This window comes from Pseudomonas sp. MPB23 (assembly GCF_046605395.1).
Taxonomy (GTDB): Bacteria; Pseudomonadota; Gammaproteobacteria; order Pseudomonadales; family Pseudomonadaceae; genus Aquipseudomonas.
The window spans coordinates 5,821,236-5,840,510 of record NZ_CP176771.1 but is presented as its reverse complement, the minus strand read 5'-3'; the positions used below and the strand labels follow the sequence as shown (position 1 = coordinate 5,840,510).

General features: G+C 59.0%; 19 protein-coding genes and 1 tRNA gene. 15 read left to right on the top strand and 5 right to left on the bottom strand.

Annotation, left to right across the window (positions count from 1 at the left end; all coding sequences use genetic code 11):
• The first annotated feature begins 400 nt into the window (after positions 1-400).
• The 4 genes from rpoE to ACLH0J_RS26490 all read left to right on the top strand — a co-directional run bounded on the left by rpoE (position 401) and on the right by ACLH0J_RS26490 (position 4,253).
• Positions 401-982, top strand: coding sequence for an RNA polymerase sigma factor RpoE (rpoE, locus tag ACLH0J_RS26505; protein WP_003172477.1), 582 nt, complete (start codon positions 401-403; stop codon positions 980-982).
• Positions 983-1,014: 32 nt separating this feature from the next.
• Positions 1,015-1,602 carry a sigma-E factor negative regulatory protein gene (locus ACLH0J_RS26500; protein ID WP_003172479.1) on the top strand — a complete coding sequence of 196 codons (588 nt, stop codon included), beginning with the start codon at positions 1,015-1,017 and terminating at the stop codon, positions 1,600-1,602.
• A 16-nt stretch (positions 1,603-1,618) separates the two neighbouring features.
• Positions 1,619-2,581 (top strand): MucB/RseB C-terminal domain-containing protein, encoded by a 963-nt coding sequence (locus tag ACLH0J_RS26495; protein WP_411389737.1) that lies wholly within the window; start codon positions 1,619-1,621, stop codon positions 2,579-2,581.
• 235 nt (positions 2,582-2,816) lie between these two features.
• A complete protein-coding gene (locus ACLH0J_RS26490) occupies positions 2,817-4,253 on the top strand; it encodes a DegQ family serine endoprotease (RefSeq protein ID WP_411389736.1) in 1,437 nt (478 codons plus the stop codon).
• Between the two features lie 74 nt (positions 4,254-4,327).
• Here ACLH0J_RS26490 and ACLH0J_RS26485 read toward each other — a convergent pair whose 3' ends face one another.
• Complete coding sequence (locus tag ACLH0J_RS26485; RefSeq protein WP_411389735.1) at positions 4,328-5,761, bottom strand: M48 family metalloprotease; 1,434 nt, start codon at positions 5,759-5,761, stop codon at positions 4,328-4,330.
• 95 nt (positions 5,762-5,856) lie between these two features.
• On the opposite strand from ACLH0J_RS26485, the gene ACLH0J_RS26480 reads away from it, so the two are divergent.
• Both ACLH0J_RS26480 and ACLH0J_RS26475 read left to right on the top strand, forming a co-directional pair.
• Positions 5,857-6,096 (top strand): sulfurtransferase TusA family protein, encoded by a 240-nt coding sequence (locus ACLH0J_RS26480; protein ID WP_003172483.1) that lies wholly within the window; start codon positions 5,857-5,859, stop codon positions 6,094-6,096.
• 31 nt (positions 6,097-6,127) lie between these two features.
• Positions 6,128-7,198 carry an AI-2E family transporter gene (locus ACLH0J_RS26475; protein ID WP_411389734.1) on the top strand — a complete coding sequence of 357 codons (1,071 nt, stop codon included), beginning with the start codon at positions 6,128-6,130 and terminating at the stop codon, positions 7,196-7,198.
• 67 nt (positions 7,199-7,265) lie between these two features.
• Here ACLH0J_RS26475 and ACLH0J_RS26470 read toward each other — a convergent pair whose 3' ends face one another.
• On the bottom strand, positions 7,266-7,739 hold the full coding sequence (locus tag ACLH0J_RS26470) for a peroxiredoxin (protein ID WP_411389733.1): 474 nt from the start codon (positions 7,737-7,739) through the stop codon (positions 7,266-7,268).
• Positions 7,740-7,748: 9 nt separating this feature from the next.
• Complete coding sequence (locus tag ACLH0J_RS26465) at positions 7,749-8,309, bottom strand: glycine cleavage system protein R (protein WP_003172487.1); 561 nt, start codon at positions 8,307-8,309, stop codon at positions 7,749-7,751.
• A gap of 273 nt (positions 8,310-8,582) precedes the next feature.
• On the opposite strand from ACLH0J_RS26465, the gene dapA reads away from it, so the two are divergent.
• The 6 genes from dapA to ACLH0J_RS26435 all read left to right on the top strand — a co-directional run bounded on the left by dapA (position 8,583) and on the right by ACLH0J_RS26435 (position 14,189).
• Positions 8,583-9,461, top strand: a complete 879-nt coding sequence (gene dapA / locus ACLH0J_RS26460) for a 4-hydroxy-tetrahydrodipicolinate synthase (protein WP_411389732.1) — start codon at positions 8,583-8,585, stop codon at positions 9,459-9,461.
• A gap of 17 nt (positions 9,462-9,478) precedes the next feature.
• Positions 9,479-10,594 carry an outer membrane protein assembly factor BamC gene (gene bamC, locus ACLH0J_RS26455; protein WP_411389731.1) on the top strand — a complete coding sequence of 372 codons (1,116 nt, stop codon included), beginning with the start codon at positions 9,479-9,481 and terminating at the stop codon, positions 10,592-10,594.
• Positions 10,595-10,598: 4 nt separating this feature from the next.
• Positions 10,599-11,357 carry an MBL fold metallo-hydrolase gene (locus tag ACLH0J_RS26450; RefSeq protein WP_078834596.1) on the top strand — a complete coding sequence of 253 codons (759 nt, stop codon included), beginning with the start codon at positions 10,599-10,601 and terminating at the stop codon, positions 11,355-11,357.
• Between the two features lie 27 nt (positions 11,358-11,384).
• Positions 11,385-12,098, top strand: coding sequence for a phosphoribosylaminoimidazolesuccinocarboxamide synthase (purC, locus tag ACLH0J_RS26445; RefSeq protein ID WP_078834595.1), 714 nt, complete (start codon positions 11,385-11,387; stop codon positions 12,096-12,098).
• An 84-nt stretch (positions 12,099-12,182) separates the two neighbouring features.
• Positions 12,183-12,272 (top strand) — tRNA-Ser (locus ACLH0J_RS26440).
• Positions 12,273-12,563: 291 nt separating this feature from the next.
• Complete coding sequence (locus ACLH0J_RS26435; RefSeq protein WP_411389730.1) at positions 12,564-14,189, top strand: methyl-accepting chemotaxis protein; 1,626 nt, start codon at positions 12,564-12,566, stop codon at positions 14,187-14,189.
• Positions 14,190-14,253: 64 nt separating this feature from the next.
• Here the strand turns inward: ACLH0J_RS26435 and ACLH0J_RS26430 are convergent, their stop codons facing one another.
• Both ACLH0J_RS26430 and ACLH0J_RS26425 read right to left on the bottom strand, forming a co-directional pair.
• Positions 14,254-14,436, bottom strand: coding sequence for a hypothetical protein (locus ACLH0J_RS26430; protein WP_411389729.1), 183 nt, complete (start codon positions 14,434-14,436; stop codon positions 14,254-14,256).
• Between the two features lie 121 nt (positions 14,437-14,557).
• Positions 14,558-15,196, bottom strand: coding sequence for a TetR/AcrR family transcriptional regulator (locus tag ACLH0J_RS26425; RefSeq protein ID WP_411389728.1), 639 nt, complete (start codon positions 15,194-15,196; stop codon positions 14,558-14,560).
• 349 nt (positions 15,197-15,545) lie between these two features.
• Here ACLH0J_RS26425 and ACLH0J_RS26420 point away from each other — a divergent pair, with 349 nt between their 5' ends.
• The 3 genes from ACLH0J_RS26420 to ACLH0J_RS26410 all read left to right on the top strand — a co-directional run bounded on the left by ACLH0J_RS26420 (position 15,546) and on the right by ACLH0J_RS26410 (position 19,171).
• Positions 15,546-16,067 carry a nuclear transport factor 2 family protein gene (locus ACLH0J_RS26420; protein ID WP_411389727.1) on the top strand — a complete coding sequence of 174 codons (522 nt, stop codon included), beginning with the start codon at positions 15,546-15,548 and terminating at the stop codon, positions 16,065-16,067.
• Between the two features lie 178 nt (positions 16,068-16,245).
• On the top strand, positions 16,246-17,583 hold the full coding sequence (locus ACLH0J_RS26415; protein WP_411389726.1) for an oxidoreductase: 1,338 nt from the start codon (positions 16,246-16,248) through the stop codon (positions 17,581-17,583).
• A gap of 217 nt (positions 17,584-17,800) precedes the next feature.
• Positions 17,801-19,171 carry an MFS transporter gene (locus ACLH0J_RS26410; RefSeq protein WP_411389725.1) on the top strand — a complete coding sequence of 457 codons (1,371 nt, stop codon included), beginning with the start codon at positions 17,801-17,803 and terminating at the stop codon, positions 19,169-19,171.
• Positions 19,172-19,275 lie beyond the last annotated feature (104 nt).

The following is a 19,275-nucleotide window of genomic DNA, read 5'->3' as shown; positions in this document are numbered from 1 at the left end:
TCAAAGGGTCACACGGGCTACTAGTATATAGAGGGGGGGAGCGGCACAATAGCCGGGCATTCGTGGCAATGTGAGATTACGGTGCACAGCTTGGGTAAAATCGGTCGTTTATTGAAGCGGGAACTTTTTGCATAAGCCCCGACTCAATAGCAGGTTGCCCGAAAGCTGGGAAAGTGTTGAGTTTATTGGCCCGTCGGGAGCATTGGACGCGTCAGGAAACCGGCGACAAGATTATTCGCGCAGTCGGCCTTGCCCGTACTGCGTTTTTCGTGTGTGCCAAATCAGTGCGCGCCGGAAACTTGCTTGAAGGGGGAGAACTTTTGCGAAAAGTCCGAGTCTATGTTTGCAAGCCTGATCGTTTAGTTATGCAAGCCTCCTTCAAGTACAACGAGGAGTGTTCATGCTAACCCAGGAAGAGGATCAGCAGCTGGTCGAGCGCGTACAACGTGGCGACAAGCGAGCCTTTGATCTGTTAGTGCTGAAATACCAGCACAAAATTCTCGGGTTGATCGTGCGGTTTGTGCACGACACCCATGAAGCGCAGGACGTTGCACAGGAAGCTTTTATCAAGGCGTACCGTGCACTTGGCAATTTTCGCGGTGATAGTGCGTTTTACACATGGCTATACCGCATCGCCATCAACACGGCGAAAAACTATCTGGTGTCTCGCGGACGCCGCCCGCCGGATAGTGATGTAAGTTCCGAAGATGCAGAATTTTACGATGGTGATCACGGCCTCAAAGATCTCGAGTCGCCGGAGCGTGCATTGCTGCGCGACGAGATCGAAGGCACCGTTCATCGCACGATTCAGCAACTGCCAGAAGATTTGCGTACGGCATTAACTTTACGTGAATTCGATGGTCTGAGTTACGAAGACATTGCCAGCGTCATGCAATGTCCGGTGGGGACTGTAAGGTCACGGATTTTCCGGGCCCGGGAAGCCATCGACAAAGCCTTGCAACCGTTGTTGCAGGAAAACTAAAGACAGCGGCGACAGCCAAGAGAGGAACCGCCATGAGTCGTGATGCCCTGCAGGAATCGCTGTCCGCAGTGATGGATAACGAAGCGGATGAACTGGAACTTCGTCGAGTGCTCAACGCATTCGATGACGCCGAAACCCGTGATACCTGGTCTCGTTACCAAGTCGCTCGGGCGGTGATGCACAAGGATCTTCTAATCCCTCGTCTGGATATTGCTGCGGCCGTTTCTGCCGCGCTGGCTGATGAAGCCGTTCCGGCAAAAGCTGCTCGTGGTCCTTGGCGTAGCCTGGGCCGCCTGGCAGTAGCTGCCTCGGTGACTGTTGCCGTGTTGGCCGGTGTTCGCCTGTACAACCAGGACGAAATCGCCGGTGCCGAACTGGCTCAGCAGACTCAGCAACCGGTCATGGCCGGTCCGCAAGTCAAAGGCCCAGCGGTACTGGCCGGCTACAAGGAAAGCTCCGACACCACCGGCCCTATGGCTAACGGTGTGTTGCAAGGGCAATCCGGCTGGCAGGACCAGCGTCTTCCAGGCTACCTGCGCCAACATGCACAGGAATCGGCCTTGAAAGGCACTGAAAGCGCTTTGCCATACGCTCGTGCAGCAAGTTTGGAAAACCGCTGAACCGTTAGGGAGCCCTATGCGCGCCATACCGCTCCTTACGCTTTTGCTCAGTGGTTGGTTTGCACTTCCCGCCCACGCCGATGAAGCCCAAGACTGGCTGACTCGACTTGGGCGTGCAGAGCAACAGCAAAGCTTTCAAGGTACGTTCGTCTACGAGCGTAATGGCAGTTTTTCTACCCATGACATCTGGCATCGTGTCCAAGATGGTCAGGTCCGCGAGCGGCTTTTGCAACTCGATGGTTCGGCCCAGGAAGTCGTACGGGTGGACGGTCGGACGCAATGCGTCAGCGGCAGTCTTGTCGCCGACCTCGGTAATTCGCGTGATGCACCTTCACGCGCGCTTGATCCGCAAAAACTCACACAATTCTACGAGCTGGCCGTCATCGGCAAATCCCGTGTGGCCGGTCGAAATGCGGTCATTGTGTCGATCACCCCGCGTGACCAATACCGCTATGGTTTTGAGTTGCACCTGGACCGTGAAACCGCGTTGCCCCTTAAATCTCTGCTGCTCAATGACCAGGGGCAGTTGCTGGAGCGTTTCCAGTTCACGCGATTGAACACCTCGATCACGCCGGATGATCGCGACTTGCAGCCCACTGGCGATTGCACGCCTATTGCAGCCGCTACGGCTAAGGCGTCAGAGGTGCAACCTAACGAAGACTGGCGTTTGGAATGGTTGCCTCCGGGATTTCAACTGACCAGCAGCAGTACTCGCAAAGACACCCAGAGCAAAACGACGGTCGACAGCCGGATGTATGAAGATGGGCTGGCACGGTTTTCGGTGTTCCTTGAACCGATCAGCGAATCAGGCGTCATGGAGACCCGTACCCAGTTGGGCCCGACGGTAGCGGTGTCGCGTCGGCTGAATACGGTTGAGGGTGAAATGATGGTCACGGTGGTTGGCGAAATTCCCATCGGCACTGCCGAGCGCATTGCGCTGTCAGTGCGCGGTGAAAAAAAGCCCGCCGCCCAGCCGTGAGTCGTTAATCTTATGTTCATTCTGGCCTTTCACTCTACGTCCATGCGAGGTTGGCTGCCGAGTGGCATGAAATGTCCGGATCAGCATTTTCACTTGCAAAAATCTCTCATGTTTTTTATAGGTCAGGGCTTGTCGGCGCTGACCTTGTTTTGTTCGCGGAACAGAGATGTCGGTCGCAGTTTCCGGCGTTTCCTGAACCCTGTCGCTCAACCTTGCTCGTCGTAACGGGAGCTGTATGTCGATACCACGCTTGAAGTCTTACTTATCCATAGTCGCCACGGTGTTGGTGCTGGCTCAGGCCGTGCCCGCGCAAGCGGTCGAGTTGCCTGATTTCACCCAATTGGTCGAACAGGCCTCGCCTGCCGTTGTCAACATCAGTACCACGCAAAAACTGCCTGAGCGCAAAGTCTCCAACCAGCAGATGCCGGACCTGGAAGGCCTGCCGCCGATGCTGCGCGAGTTCTTTGAGCGTGGCATGCCGCAACAGCGCACGCCCCGTGGTGGCGGTGGCCAGCGTGAAGCGCAGTCCCTGGGCTCGGGCTTCATCATCTCGCCCGATGGTTACATCCTCACCAACAATCACGTGATTGCCGACGCTGACGAGATTCTCGTCCGCCTGGCTGACCGCAGCGAGTTGAAAGCCAAGCTGGTCGGCACCGATCCACGTTCCGACGTGGCGCTGTTGAAGATCGAGGGCAAGGACCTGCCTGTACTGAAGCTGGGTAAATCCCAGGACCTGAAGGCCGGGCAGTGGGTCGTGGCCATTGGTTCGCCATTTGGTTTTGACCACACCGTGACCCAAGGTATCGTCAGCGCCATTGGCCGCAGCCTGCCTAACGAAAACTACGTGCCGTTCATCCAGACCGACGTGCCGATCAACCCGGGTAACTCCGGTGGTCCGTTGTTCAACCTGGCCGGTGAAGTGGTGGGGATCAACTCGCAGATATACACCCGTTCCGGTGGTTTCATGGGGGTGTCGTTCGCTATCCCGATCGATGTGGCCATGGACGTTTCCAACCAGCTCAAAAGCGGTGGCAAGGTCAGCCGCGGCTGGTTGGGTGTAGTGATCCAGGAAGTGAACAAGGACCTGGCTGAATCCTTCGGCCTCGACAAGCCGGCGGGTGCCCTGGTCGCACAAATCCAAGACGACGGGCCGGCTGCCAAAGGTGGTCTGCAGGTCGGCGACGTGATCCTGAGCATGAACGGCCAGCCGATCATCATGTCGGCAGACCTTCCGCACCTGGTCGGTGCGCTCAAGGCAGGCAGCAAAGCCAAGCTTGAAGTCATTCGTGAAGGCAAGCGCCAGAACGTAGAGCTGACCGTGGGTGCCATCCCTGAAGAGGGCGCGACCCTGGATGCCTTGGGTAACGCCAAGCCGGGTGTCGAACGCAGCAGCAACCGTCTGGGTATTGCCGTGGCCGAGTTGACCGATGAGCAGAAGAAAGCCTTCGATCTCAAGAGTGGTGTGGTGATCAAGGAAGTACAGGACGGTCCGGCAGCCTTGATCGGCCTGCAGCCAGGTGACGTAATTACCCACCTGAACAATCAGGCGATCGAGACCACCAAGCAGTTCACTGACATCGCCAAGGCATTGCCGAAGAATCGTTCGGTATCGATGCGCGTGCTGCGTCAAGGTCGCGCAAGTTTCATTACCTTTAAGTTGGCCGAGTAATCCGCTAGCCGGCATCTCAATAAAAAGCCCCGCCTTCGGTTTACGAAGGCGGGGCTTTTTTGTGCCTGATGGGTTTAGCCCATCATCCCTTTCACCAGGCGTTCCTGCTCGATCAGCTCACGCTGGCGTGCATCGATGCGTGACGACAACGGAAAATTGTTGCCGGCGCGACGTTTGGCAAAATCCAACTGTTGGATGGCCTGCTGGAAATCGCCCACCAAGGCGAAGTATTCGGCGCGTGCTTGATGCAAGCCGATGATGTTACCGGACAGACCGCGGGTTTCGGCCACTTGATACCACACATCCGGATCATCCGGGCGGGACTTGAGCAGGCCATCCAAGGCCTTTTCCGCATCGGCAGTGCGGTTCTGTTTGAGCAACAGGTCCACCCGTATCTGGTTCAGGGGATAGTTGCCCGGATATTGGACCAGCATCCTATCCGTGCGCTGCTGGGCATCCGGCAGGTGGTTGTTATCGATATCCAGCTGAATCTGCGCCAGGTTGTAGGTGATGTCATTCGGCGCCTTGGCCAGCAAGGACTGCAGGTTTTCCCGCGCTTGCTTGAACTGCGAGGCCTTGATCTGGGCGATGGCCAAGCCATAGCGCGCCACGTCATTTTTTGGATTCTCGTCCAGTTGAGCCTGGAAACGCTTGGCGGCGAGTCCTGACGTGTCCTCATATTGCAACTGCACCCGTGCGCGAATCAGCTGGTAGCGCAGGCTGTCTTCTTTGCCGCCAGGCTTGGACTGCTCAGCGCGGTTGCGCGTGTCAGCGATCCGCGACTCGGTCACCGGGTGAGTCAGCAGGAACTCCGGTGGCTTGGCGTCGAAGCGGTATTGGCGTCCCAGGCGCTCGAACATGGTCGGCATGGAGCGCGGGTCGTAACCGGCTTTTTCCAGGTTGAGGATGCCGATGCGGTCCGCCTCTTGTTCATTCTGACGCGAGAACCGCCGTTGCTCCTGGATCGCCGCGGCCTGGGTGCCTGCAATCGCGGCAATCCCCGCATCGCCAGCACCGGCGGCGGCCGCAATAATGCCGCCCAGCATGGCGGCCATCATCGGAAGCTGCATACGCTGTTGCGCTTCAACGCCGCGGGCGAAGTGGCGTTGGGACAAGTGCGCTAATTCGTGAGCCAGTACCGAGGCGTATTCCCCTTCGGTCTGGGCATTGAGGAACAGGCCGCCATTGACCCCGACAATACCGCCGGGCGCGGCAAATGCGTTCAGTTGCGGGCTATCGATCAGGATAAACTCCAGGCGCCGGTCATTGACCTGGCTGGTCTCGACCAGTTTGTACACGCTGGTTTCGACATAATCCTTGAGTTGCGGATCGTTGAGCTGCGAGACCTGGCCCCGCAGGTAGGCCAGCCATGCCCGGCCCAATTGGTATTCCTGTTGGGGCGAGACAATGGCAGAGCTGGCGTCACCGAGTGACGGCAGGTCGTCGGCGAAGCCTGGGGAGGCCAGCAGGCAGGCCAACGTCAGCAGGGTAGGGCGCAAAAAAGTCATGCACAGAGCCTTTCGACAAAGAGCTTACTGTAGCCGGACACTGAGCTTCGGACCAGATATTCTAAGCAGCCCGAACGCGTTCCCGGAGTAAAACCATGACCGACGCTGTAGCCTTTGATGCCGAACTCGATGCCAGCGGCCTCAATTGCCCGTTGCCCTTGCTCAAGGCCAAGCTGGAACTCAATCGGTTGGCCAGTGGCGCAGTGCTCAAGGTGATCGCCACCGACGCAGGCTCCCAGCGTGATTTCCGCACGTTCGCCAAGCTGGCCGGTCATACCTTGCTGCATGAAGAAGACGTCGCCGGTGTTTACCGTTACTGGTTGCGCAAGGCCTGAACCGTTCGCCCCACCCATCCGAGGTTGATTGATGTTCAAAGTGTTACGAGACTGGATTCAGCGCTACTTCTCCGATGAGGAAGCCGTGGTGCTGGCGGTCCTGCTGTTTCTGGCCTTTACGGCTGTGCTCACCTTGGGCGGGATGCTGGCGCCGGTATTGGCGGGGATGGTACTGGCTTACCTGATGCAGGGCCTGGTCACCACCCTCGAGCGGTTGCGCTTGCCGGGCGCAGTCGCGGTGGGGCTGGTATTCGCCTTGTTCATGGGGCTGCTCGTGGTGTTCATCGTGGTGGTATTGCCACTGCTGTGGCACCAACTGATCACCTTGTTCAACGAGTTACCGGGCATGCTCGCCAAGTGGCAATCGCTGTTGCTGCTGTTGCCGGAGCGCTATCCGCATCTGGTGTCGGACGAGCAGGTGCTGCAAGCCATTGAAGTGGCTCGCGGTGAGATCGGAAAATTCGGACAATGGGCGTTGACCTTTTCTCTGTCCAGCCTGCCGCTGTTGGTCAACATCATGATCTACCTGGTACTGGTGCCGATCCTGGTGTTTTTCTTCCTCAAGGATCGCGCAATGATCGGCCGCTGGGTACGTGGTTATCTGCCCCGCGAGCGGGCGCTGATCACTCGGGTGGCTGAGGAGATGAATCGGCAGATCGCCAACTACATCCGCGGCAAGGTTATCGAGATCATCATCTGCGGCGGTGTGACCTACATCGCTTTTATCGCCCTGGACCTGAACTACGCGGCCCTGCTGGCATTGCTGGTCGGTATTTCCGTGGTGGTGCCGTATGTCGGCGCGGTGGTGGTCACCGTGCCGGTGACCTTGATCGCCCTGTTCCAATGGGGATGGAGCGACCAGTTCATCTACTTGATGGCGGTGTACGGCATCATTCAGACCCTGGATGGCAACGTGCTGGTGCCCTTGCTGTTCTCGGAGGCGGTCAACCTGCACCCGGTGGCGATCATCTGTGCGGTGTTATTGTTTGGTGGGCTTTGGGGGTTTTGGGGCGTGTTCTTTGCGATTCCCCTGGCCACGCTGTTCAAGGCGGTGCTGGATGCATGGCCGCGGCAGGAGCCGGTGGTGGCGCCTTTGTTGTAGCGACCGGGGCGAACTGTGGCGAGCAAGCTCGCTCGCCACACAAGCTTTTTCGACAAAATGGTGCAGTTCAGGCCTGGTTCAACGCCTGCGCCGCCGCCAGCACGGCGTCCACATGCCCTGGCACTTTCACACCGCGCCATTCCTGGCGCAGCACGCCATCCTTATCGATCAGGAATGTGCTGCGATCCACGCCCAGGTATTCCTTGCCGTACAGCTTCTTCAGCTTGATCACATCAAACAGCTGGCAAACCGCCTCGTCCTTGTCGCTGATCAGCTCAAACGGGAATTGCTGCTTAGCCTTGAAGTTCTCGTGGGACTTCACGCTGTCGCGCGACACGCCGAACACTTCGGTATTGGCCGTGTTGAACGCCGAGTACTGGTCACGGAAACCCTGGCCTTCGGTGGTACAACCCGGGGTGCTGTCCTTCGGGTAGAAGTAGATCACCACTTGCTTGCCCTTGAGCGCGGCAAGGTTGAAAGTCTGGCCGCTGGTGGCCTGGGCTTCGAAATCAGCTACGGGTTTGTCGATGACAACTGCCATGGGACTTCCTTACATTGGGTTCTGTGGGCGCCATGGCTCGATCAGTGCGTCGAGGTTCAGGGCATCGGCAAAGTCCAGGAACTGGTCGCGCAGCCAACTGATCTGCACGCCGGCCGGCAAGGTCACGGTAAACGTGGCATTGAGCATGGTGCCGCCGGTTTGCGGTGCCTGGTAGGTGTCGCAGGTCAGGTTCTCCAGCTCGACGTTGTGGTCGATGAAGAACTGGCACAGCTCATTGACGATGTCCGAGCGATACGCCGAGCTGACATACGCTACATAAGGCAGGGCCTGGGGACGATTCTCCAACGCAGCGCTGCGCACCACGTTGACGGTGAAATCGTGCTTCTTGGCCAGGCCGGGCAGGCCGGTCTCCAGGCGCGCCAGGGCATCCCAGGTGCCGGAAATCTGCAGCACCAGCGCACTGCACTCGCCATGGCGGGTCAGGCGCGAGGTCACGACGGCGCAGCGGTTTTCATGGCTGGCGCGGCACAGGACGTTGGTCAGCTCCATGGGGTTGGCGCCGAGGGCACTGATAACAAGGAATTGTTCGCGAACTGTGGGGGTGGACATGCAGCCTTCCTAAAACGATGAGCGGTCGATACGCTGAGGGCTGTATCGATCAAAGGTTGAAGGGTAGCGAAAAGCGTCGCCAAGGGATAGGAGGTGGCGGTTTCATTGCGCGAACGGCCGGATTTTAGCGTGCTCTCCATGGCGCTTTAGCCCAATGATGGCATTGCCCGTCGTTTAGTTGGTCCAGAACGCATCCTCAGGCGGTACTTCGCTTGTGCAAGCATCTTGGCGCCAGTACCATTACGGCTCTCTTTTTCCGGCAGGAGCGGTTGCATGATTGCGGGCAGTATGGTGGCACTGGTCACACCCATGGATGCACAAGGTCATCTCGACTGGGACAGCCTTGGCAAACTGGTGGACTTCCACCTGCAAGAAGGCACCAACGCCATTGTGGCGGTCGGCACCACAGGTGAATCGGCCACCCTCGATGTGGAAGAACACATCAAGGTGATCGAATTCGTGGTCAAGCGTGTCGCGGGTCGTATCGCCGTGATCGCCGGTACGGGCGCCAACTCGACGCGTGAAGCGATCGAATTGACCAAAAACGCCAAGAAAGCCGGCGCCGACGCCTGCCTGCTGGTGACCCCGTACTACAACAAGCCGACGCAGGAAGGTCTGTACCAGCACTTCCGCACCATTGCCGAAGCCGTCGATATCCCACAGATCCTCTACAACGTCCCAGGTCGCACCGCGTGCGACATGAAGGCCGAGACCGTGATCCGCCTGTCCACCGTGCCGAATATCATCGGTATCAAGGAGGCCACCGGCGACATGCAACGTGCCAAGGACATCCTGGCCGGCGTGAGCAGCGACTTCCTGGTGTATTCCGGTGACGACGCCACCGCTGTCGAGCTGATCCTGTTGGGCGGCAAGGGCAACATCTCCGTGACTGCCAACGTGGCCCCGCGTGCCATGAGCGACATGTGCGCCGCCGCCCTTGCCGGCGACGCCGTGACCGCCCGTGCGATCCACGAGAAGCTAATGCCGCTCAACAAGACACTGTTTATCGAATCCAACCCTATTCCCGTGAAATGGGCGCTGTTCGAGATGGGCATGATTCCGGACGGTATCCGTCTGCCGCTCACCCGTCTCAGCGAAGCCTGTCACGAACCGCTGCGACAGGCCCTGCGCCAGTCCGGCGTCCTGGTTTAATTGAGGAAGCACTACGCATGAAGCGATTGGCCGGACTTTCCGCACTTGCCTTGATTATCTCCAGCACCAGTGGCTGCGGTTGGATCTGGGGCCCGGAAGGCTACTTCCGTGACCGCGGCAGCGATTACCTGGAAGCACAAGCAACCAAACCGATGCAACTGCCGCCGGACGTCAACGTCGCCAAGCGCCTTGACCCATTGCTGCCGATTCCGCGTAACGTTGCCGACGACACCACCAAGGGTGAGTACGTAGTGCCGCGTCCACAGCCGATCTCGGCCGTGGCGGATGCGAGCGACTACAGCCTGCAGAAGAGCGGTGACTCGCGCTGGATCGTGGCTCAGCGCCCTCCTGCCGAAGTCTGGCCGGTGGCCGTGCAGTTCTTCCAGGACAACGGTTTCCGTATCGACGAGCAGCGTCCACAGACCGGTGAATTCACCACGGCATGGCAGCAGGGCAGTGAACTGTCCGCCACCATGGCCAAGCGCCTGCAGGCCGGCGGTGTCGCCGCCGACAGCGAGGCCCGTGTGCGCGTGCGCATCGAGCCTGGCGTGCAACGCAACACCAGTGAAGTCTACGTCGTCAGCGCCGAGCGTCCTGCCGGCAGCACCGCCAACGTCGATTTCACCAATCGCTCGGTCAACACTGGCGTTGACTCGGCACTGGTCGACGAGATGCTGGCCAGCATGAGCCGTATCTCCGAGAAGGGTGGTTCCGTTTCCCTGCTCGCCGCACGTGATTACGACACCCCGAGCCGCGTCAGCCTCACCGAAGACGGCAGCGGCAACGTGGTGCTCAACCTCGGCGAAGACCTGGACCGTGCCTGGGCCAGTGTCGGCCGCGCGTTGGAGCAAGGCCCTTGGCGTGTTGAAGACATCAACCGCAGCCTGGGCCTGTACTACATCAACGTGGCGGAAAAGGCCGAACGTAAAGATGAAGAGCCAGGTTTCTTCGGCAAATTGTTCGGCAGCAAGCCGACCAAGGAAGAAATCGAGACTCGCGCCGAGCGTTATCAGGTTCGTTTGAGCAAGGTTGGCGAAAGCGTGCAAGTCACCGTCGAGAAGAACATCAATACCGTTGCGCCAGCTGAGACAGCGCGCAAAGTGTTGGGCGTGATTCAAGACAACCTGGGCTGATCCGGTGCGTTTTGCCGTTCTCGGCAGCGGTAGCCAAGGGAACGGTACGCTGGTCGCCCATGACGACACGTATGTGCTGGTGGATTGCGGTTTTTCGTTACGGGAAACCGAGCGACGTCTGCTGCGCCTGGGGGTTCACCCCTCGCAGCTGAGCGCGATTCTGGTGACCCACGAACATGCCGACCATGTGCATGGCGTGGGTTTACTGTCTCGACGCTACAATCTTCCGGTGTACCTCAGTCGTGGCACCTTGCGCGGGATGCGCAAACCCATTGAGCCCGCAGGTTTCCTGGCCGGTGGTGAGCAACTGCAAATCGGCGCGTTGAGCATCGATGTGATCGCGGTAGCGCATGACGCTCAGGAGCCCACGCAATATGTATTCAGTGACGGAGAGCGACGTTTCGGCGTACTCACTGACCTGGGCTCCTACTGTGCCAAGGTGCTGGACGGTTACCGGAACCTCGATGCCTTGATGATCGAGTCCAACCATTGCCGAGACATGCTGGCTCGCGGTCATTACCCCTACTTTCTCAAGCAGCGGGTAGGTGGCGAACTGGGACATTTGAACAACCACCAGGCGGCGTACCTGGTGTATGAGTTGGGCTGGCAAGACCTGCAACACCTGGTCCTGGCCCATCTGAGCAGCAAGAACAACCTGCCGCAGCTGGCCCGGCAATGTTTTGTCGATACCCTTGGGTGCGACCCGGACTGGCTGCAACTGGCCGATCAAGATTCAGGGCTCGACTGGCGACACATCGCCTAGCCCACCTCACTCAAAGCGGAGCCCATCATGGAAAAACGTGAAGAACTCTACCGCGGCAAAGCCAAGTCGGTGTACAAGACCGACGACGCCAACCGCCTGATCCTGCTGTTTCGCAACGACACTTCGGCGTTCGACGGCAAGCGCATCGAACAACTTGATCGCAAGGGCATGGTGAACAACAAGTTCAACGCCTTCATCATGCAGAAGCTCGAAGCGGCCGGCATTCCGACCCAATTCGACAAACTGCTGAGCGACAACGAGTGCCTGGTCAAGAAGCTGGACATGATCCCGGTCGAATGTGTGGTGCGTAACTATGCCGCCGGCAGCCTGGTCAAACGCCTGGGCGTGGAAGAGGGCCTCAAGCTCAACCCTTACACCTTCGAGCTGTTCCTGAAGGACGATGCAAAGGGCGACCCGTTCATCAACGAATCCCACGTGGTGGCGTTCGGCTGGGGCACCGCTGAGCAACTGGCGCGCATGAAGGAATTGTCCCTCAAGGTCAACGACGTGCTGAGCAAGCTGTTCGACGACGCAGGCCTGCTGCTGGTGGACTTCAAGCTGGAATTCGGCGTGTTCCACGACGGCACCATCGTCCTGGGCGACGAATTCAGCCCGGACGGCTGCCGCCTGTGGGACAAGGACACCAAGAAGAAAATGGACAAAGACCGCTTCCGCCAGGGCCTCGGTGACGTGATCGAAGCCTACGAAGAAGTCGCCAAGCGCCTCGGCGTACCGCTGTAATCGACGCAAGCATCTGATAGCACGGAAAAAAATCTCTATTCGAGCTTTGCTTCCGCGAAACAGGCTGTTATGATGCGCGCCGTTGGAGAGATGCCAGAGTGGCCGAATGGGACGGATTCGAAATCCGTTGTACCTTCACCGGTACCTAGGGTTCGAATCCCTATCTCTCCGCCATTACATAGAAAAAGCCCCGTAGCTGAATAAGCTACGGGGCTTTTTCGTTTCTGCCTCGGTCTATCGAGAAGCGCTTCGTTTCATAGGCCTAAGTCCTTGTACGCCTTGGATGCTTATACGGCACGCCGTTTCCTCATCATTAGTGCAAAAGGGAAGGGGCAAAGATTCCACTTGTTTCCAGCTCGTTGGAAATCTCCGACAGTACTTTTCTGAGCATCGCTAAAGTCCTGCCCTCACAAGCCGAAATGCTCTCATACGATGTCGTATCCCTTGTCGGAGACCGCCCAAAAAATGTCCCTTCGTAGCCTTTCCATCGCCCGCCGTGCGGGTCTGGGTTTTGCCTTGATTGCTCTGCTCGTGGCCCTGTTGGGTTTTTTCGCGCTGTCGAACATGGCCAGTATCCGCGCCAGTGCGGTGCAGGTTGAAAGCGGGTTGGTGCCGAAGATGCGGCTGGTGGCGGATATTCGCGAGATCATGCTGCGCATTCGTACGATCTCTTTGCGTATGGCGCTGGACCCGAATCCTGCGAGCATCCCGCAATACCGCAGCCAGATGGACACCCGCAGCCAGGACCTGACGAAAAGGTTGGCCGATCTCGATGCGGTGATCGATACGCCTGAGGTGCGCATCCTCTACGACCAGTTCCAGGTTTCGTTGCGCCAGTATCAGCAGGGGTTGGCTCAGTCGTTCATCCTTGCCGACAAGCAGCAGGGCGCCGAGCTCAACAAGTTGTTGCTGGTGGACATGAAAACCGTGGTCGATGGCTCCGGTGCTCAGCTCAACGCTTTGGCCGACTACTACAACGCTCAGATCAACCAGCAGGGCCAGACGGCCGAGTCGCAGTACAGCCGTTCACGCACCATGGTGTTTGGTTTTGTGATCGTGGCGGGTTTGAGTACCGTGGTGCTGGCCTGGTTGCTGACGCGCAGCATTGTCGGGCCGCTGAGTCATGCGCTAAGGGCGGCAGAGAACGTCGCTCAGGGCGACTTGACCCAAACGGTGGAGATCACCGGCGATGACGAAGTGACCCGTCTGTTCGTCGCACTCCAGGCCATGCAAGTCAACCTGCGCGGTACCTTGCAGTTGATTCGCCAGTCGGCGGGGCAGATGGCGTCGTCCGCCACCGACCTGAACGGCATTACCGATCAAAGCAGCCGCAGCCTGCAAAAACAGACCGCTGAAATCGAGCAGGCCGCCACGGCGGTCAACGAGATGACTTCGGCGGCGGATGAAGCGGCGCGCAATGCGGTGTCGACCTCCGAGTCCACGCGGCTGTCCAATGAGACGGCGCGCGAAGGCCAGCATCGCGTGGGCGAAACGGTCAGCGCCATTCAAGCTCTGAGCACCAACATCGGCGAAACCTCGACCCTGGTGCAACACCTCGCCGAGCAGTCGCGGGATATCGGCAAGGTACTCGACGTGATTCGCTCCATCGCCGAGCAGACCAACCTGCTGGCGCTCAACGCCGCCATCGAAGCGGCACGGGCCGGGGAGTCTGGACGTGGTTTTGCGGTCGTGGCCGACGAAGTGCGCGCCCTGGCGCACCGCACTCAGCAATCGACCCTGGAAATCGACCAGATGGTCACCGCCATGCGTGCGGGGTCCGACCACGCACTGACCTCGATGCAGTCGAGCACCGCACGCGCCACCGACACCTTGGCGTTGGCGGAAGGGGCCGGCGGTGCCTTGAGCCAGATCACCGAGTCCATCGATCAGATTCACCAGCGCAACCTGGTCATCGCCAGTGCCGCCGAGGAGCAGGCTCAGGTCGCCAAGGAAGTTGATCGCAACATCGTCAACATTCGCGACTTGTCGGCGCAATCGTCTTCTGGCGCCGGGCAGATCAATGGCGCGAGTCGGGAACTGGCGCAACTGGCGGTTGCGCTGAACGAGGCGGTGGCACGCTTTCAGCTTTAGTGAAGTGCGTCGCGAGTGGCGGCGCGCAGGATGGCGCTAATTCAGCGTCGGTTCTTCCACGATCTCAATATTGATCGCTTGCCACTCGCACCCCCGGGCCTCGTTCCAATTCGTAGGTGACGGTTTGCCCTTTGCGCAGCACTCGACCGCCCTGGGTGGTGCTGCTGCGAAAGAAAACGTCATGTGCATCGTGGATGGCAGTTTCGCTGCTGATGAAGATTGCAGTCTGTGGAGTTTTACTGGGCATAGCCGTTCTCCTTTTTCAGTGCAATGCATGGCCCGTGCTGTTCAACGTCGCGGCGCAGCTGGCTTTTTTTACGCGGCTTAGCGACAAAGCGCCTGCCGCACGGTTAATGATCGTCCGGGGTTTATATCGTCCGAATGGGATACACATAGACGGGAGGAAGTGTTGCGACTTTTCCGCCGCCGTCCTTCGGTCCTATACCATCGAAGAAGATGCTTACGATGATCCTGACATGCGCTGCCAACAGTTCGTCCGGCGGGCGGAAGTTCGAGACCAGGGTATCAAACTGGGTGCCCGGTGCTGTCAGTCGGATCAGCAGTGCCGCATATCGCTCAGGGTCTTCGACACGATAACCGCGAGTATTGGCCACCTCGACGATTAGAGATGCCAAGATCCGGATCACGTCCGGCATTCCCGACTGAACCTGCTCAAAAATGGCCTGCAACTCGCTGCGTCTATCAAGCTCGGCAATGAGAACACGGAAATAAGCTGTCAACTGAGGGGCCGACGCAGCCTTGACCACCTCGATCAACGCAATGATGAGTTGCTCTTGCGGATCGGCTACCGATCGGCTTTCGACCACGCAGCCCAGGTCGATCGCGAAGTCCGACGCGGCCTCTGCCATGACGGCGTGAAACAACTCAAGTTTATCCGAGAAGTGCGCATACACCGTTGTCTTTGAAACGCCTGCCTTGGCGGCTACTGCGTCCATGGACGTTCGCTCGTACCCGTTTGCCAATAGAAGATCGACGGCTGCGGCCATGATCAACTCTCGTTTTGATCTGGAAATCTGGATTTGCGGGCGGGGCATTATTCAGGTCCTACATCAATGTCGCATTGGGAAGGCGCTCACAGAGAGCGCCGACCGTCACCGGCCTTATAGCTTATAAGCATGGGCGAATCAAAAACTTAGTCCCATGGCCTCCTTTCACGGAAACGCAATCACCTTGCCTTCGGCAAAAAGCAATTGACAGTCTGTACTGTACGGTACAGTCTATGTTCAGTCGAAGTTCTTGATCAAAAAAATAAGAGGAGCTCAAGATGTCCAGTAATTTGTCACCGATGCCTGGCGTGCCGCTTGTGTCCAGTGGTCTGAAGGGAGGGCCACGAAAGTGAGTGGATTCAAGATCGTCAACGCCATCGCCGAGATCAGTGATCCCGCTATCTATATGAACTGGCTTGATAACGACGAGTACAAGGCTGCTGTCGCGGCCGACCCGTCGCCAGAGCGCACAGCGATCAAGCGGTTGCTCATTGAGTTCGAGGCCGACCTCTCCCGAATAGTCCGTGACAATGTGGTGCAAGAACGGGTCGCCGAGGTGATGACCAAGTACATTGCCGATGACTACATCCAACACGACCCGAACGCGTTCGGCCACGGCCGTGACAAGCTTATCGAGCAATTCCGGCTTGTGCCCATAGCCGGTTCGACACCGCCCCCCGTGGTGAGTGTCATTCTCGACGGAGAGGTCGGTTGCATCATGATGCGCGAGCTCGCACCCGATCCAGTTGTGCCTGGCGCAACCTACGAGTGGAATATCCTCACCGTCTTTAGGGTCCACAACGGCAAGATCGCCGAGCATTGGAGCACCTTCCGCAAAGTGGTGCCCGGCCAGAACCCGATGGGAAATTGAAAATAGGGTCTGCGGACGAGCCCTCGCCGATGCCTGCACTCGTTCTACCGCCAGGACCCCGTCCCTGACCCAGCCTGACTCTCAACCACAATAACAAAGTAGAGTACAACTGATGACCTTGGACATTACACCACCCGTAGGAGGTCCCCCTTCGGGATTGCCGCCGTTTGGAGGGTCTTTGACCCGCCAGACGAAGTTTTCAGAGTCGCCCTACCTGAGCGACGTCGGGCGTCGGATGCGCGATGAAATCCTCGAGTTGCTGCCGCTGTTGCGCAAGCACGCTGCCGAAGGCGAGCAACTCGGAGCGCTGGCGCCGGCCACCCTTGAGGCTGTCCATCGCGTAGGTGCCTTTAAGATTACGATCCCGATCGAGCTTGGAGGGTCCGCACTGGGTGCGCGCGACTCGGCGGAGATCGTGAAAGCGCTCGGTCAGGGCGATGCCTCCGCTGGTTGGCTCGTGATTGTCTCGAGCGCCGCCAGGAACGCGCTGGGCTTCGATCCGAAGGCTCGCGATGAAGTTTTCGCCTGCATCAGCGACTGGGTCGGGCCAATCATGTTTGGCGCCACTGTCTTCGCGCCAAAGGTCGGCGACGGCCGCAAGGTCGACGGCGGCTACATGGTGAAGGGGAAATGGTCCTTCGGCAGCGGTAGCAAACACGCAGCCTGGGGGGCCGTCGGATTCGAATACGACGATGCGGCAAGCGGAGAACGCCGCCGCGCGATGGGGATACTCTCGCACGACCAGTATACGATCGTCGACGATTGGCATGTCATGGGGCTGCAGGCGACGAACTCGAACAGCGTCCGAGCGGATCAGGAAGTCTTCGTGCCGGACTACCGCACCGTCCACACTAACGACCTGCCGCGACTGACGGAAGCGTTGCGCGGAAAGTACTCCGGAATGGCCTTCAAGCACAGCACGATTGGCAGCATGGTCGCCACTACGTGTTCCTTCGCTGCGCTGGCGGTCGGTATCGCAGAGGGTGCCCTGGACTCGTTCCTCGAGCAGGCGGCGAAGCGGCCACCTTTCAACCTCCCGTACAAGACGATGTCGGAGATGGCGTCAATCCAAGTCGTTGCTGGCAAGGCCCGTGCCGTCATCAACGGGGCCAACGCGGTGCTCTGGCGTCATGCCGACGAGATCGACCGGCGAGCGGTCGCGCAGGAGGAATTCTTCCCGTGGAATGAGCCCGAGATCACGATGGACCTGGTCCACCAAATCCATGAGTGCCTGCGCGTTGTCGACGGCTTGTTGCTTGCACTTGGCTCGTCGGCTGTCGTCCTCAGCAATCCGATCCAGCGCGCTGTGCGCGACATCCATGTGCTGGCGACGCATGGTGCGTTCCGCATCGATCCAATGGCTGAAATCAATGGACGGGACATGTTCGGTTTTGAGCCTTTCCCGATGATGGCTGCCCTCAGTTCTCCTCTTCCGAGCGCCGGCTCGCCACAGGCTTCGCCGTCAGCAGGGATGCCACCTCGGATGCCGCCCGGAGGGATGCCTCCTCGTACTTAGATTCGTTGCGATAGTGCTCAAACGCAGTCACCAATAAAAATAACTGAAGCGCGGCCTCATTGACGCCCGCGTGCACTGAGTTCAAGGAGTTCAGATGTCTCAAGCGAATCTATCTGTAACGACGGGATCTCCCGCAACGCCGTACCCAGATGGAGTAATACCGACGCGCGATGGGGCTCAACCGAAGGTCAGTTGGAGGCAGTACTTCGCCGACTTCATGAAGTCGTCCGGCCGAGCCAAGGGCGCACTCATCGGCAGTCTCATCCTCGTGGCCATGGGCCCGGCCGGTCTTTCGGCACTCACCCCGTTTGTGGTGCCAGCCTTTGCAATGAAGACAGGCACGCCACCGCCGGAAGCGATTCTTCTCTTCGTTACCCTGCCACTGTTCATCGGCCCGCTCGTCCTGCCTATCGCCGGACGTTGGGTCGATCGGCTAGGCGCTCAGCGCATTGCCCTCCCTGCGCTGATCCTGTATGCGGTCACTACGGCGATCATCCCCCTCACCGCGGGTACGACGTGGCTGATGGGTGCACTCCTCATTCTCGCGTCGACCTTCGGATTCGGTGCAAGCTTGGGGATAGCCTTCAAGGTGATCTCGGGGTGGTTCCCCGAGCACCGCGGAATCGGTTTTGGCCTCGTCGGGGTAGCGTCCAGTCTCTTCAGCGCGGTCTTCTCCCCGCTATTTCAGTGGCTCGTGAACGGTAACGCGCCAGCATTGCCACCGATGATGCCGGGCATGAGTACCGGCGCGCCACCGGGCGAACTTACCAGAGGGGCGATTTCCGCCGTCGACCCAGCCGTGTTCGCGGGATTTGGCTGGGACGGCACCTACTATATGATCGCGATCGCGATCGCCGTCATCGGTATCCCAGCTGTCCTATGGCTCATCTGTGAACCGAAGGTGAGCATGACAGCGGTCATGCCGACTACCGTGGATGCCAGTCTGCCCGGCGTGCCGTTCAAGAAGGCGGTTTCGACTCGTGCATGGATTTCCATCACGCTGTTTCTCGCATTAGCTGCCGCAGGACCGATTGCGCTACGCCTTAACGCAGTGGACTTTTACGGCGAGGCTGGCATCGATCCGGCAACGGTCTCTCTCGCGCTGTCCGTACTTTTCAGCACGTCGGTCCTTGGACTGCTAGCCGCCGGGACTGTCCTCGACCGGGCGAGCCGTCCATGGGTCGCGGCGGTGCTCCTCGCCGCGGTACCGATCGGTCTGGCGCTCGCGCTCGTCAATAGCGGTTCTGTTGTGCTCCTCTTTGTCTCGATGTCACTGCTTGGCTTCGCAACCGGCGCAGAGTCGACACTTGCTCCTACATTGATCGCCAGGTACTTCGGACTGAAGTCTTTCGGCGCATTGCAGGGGCTGACCCTTGCGATCACCTCGCCGGCTTTGGCGCTGTCCCCCTTCATTGTCAGTGTGATCAAGACAAGTTCCGGCAGCTACACCGTTCCTCTCCTGATGCTTATCGCAGCCGGTGTGATCGCGGTCATTCTCGCGGCTATGCTCCCGAAGTTTCCCAAGCCGTGGGTGCTCCAACCGACCCAGGAGGAGAAGGTGCCTGGTCGGATGACAACGGCCTCATAACCGCCACGGTTGGCTGGAGGGATCCAGCCGCCTGCGGCGTCGGCAGACCAGCGTGTTTTTTTGCGCGGTGCTGTTGAGGCCCGTTCGGCATTGAGGCTTTTACG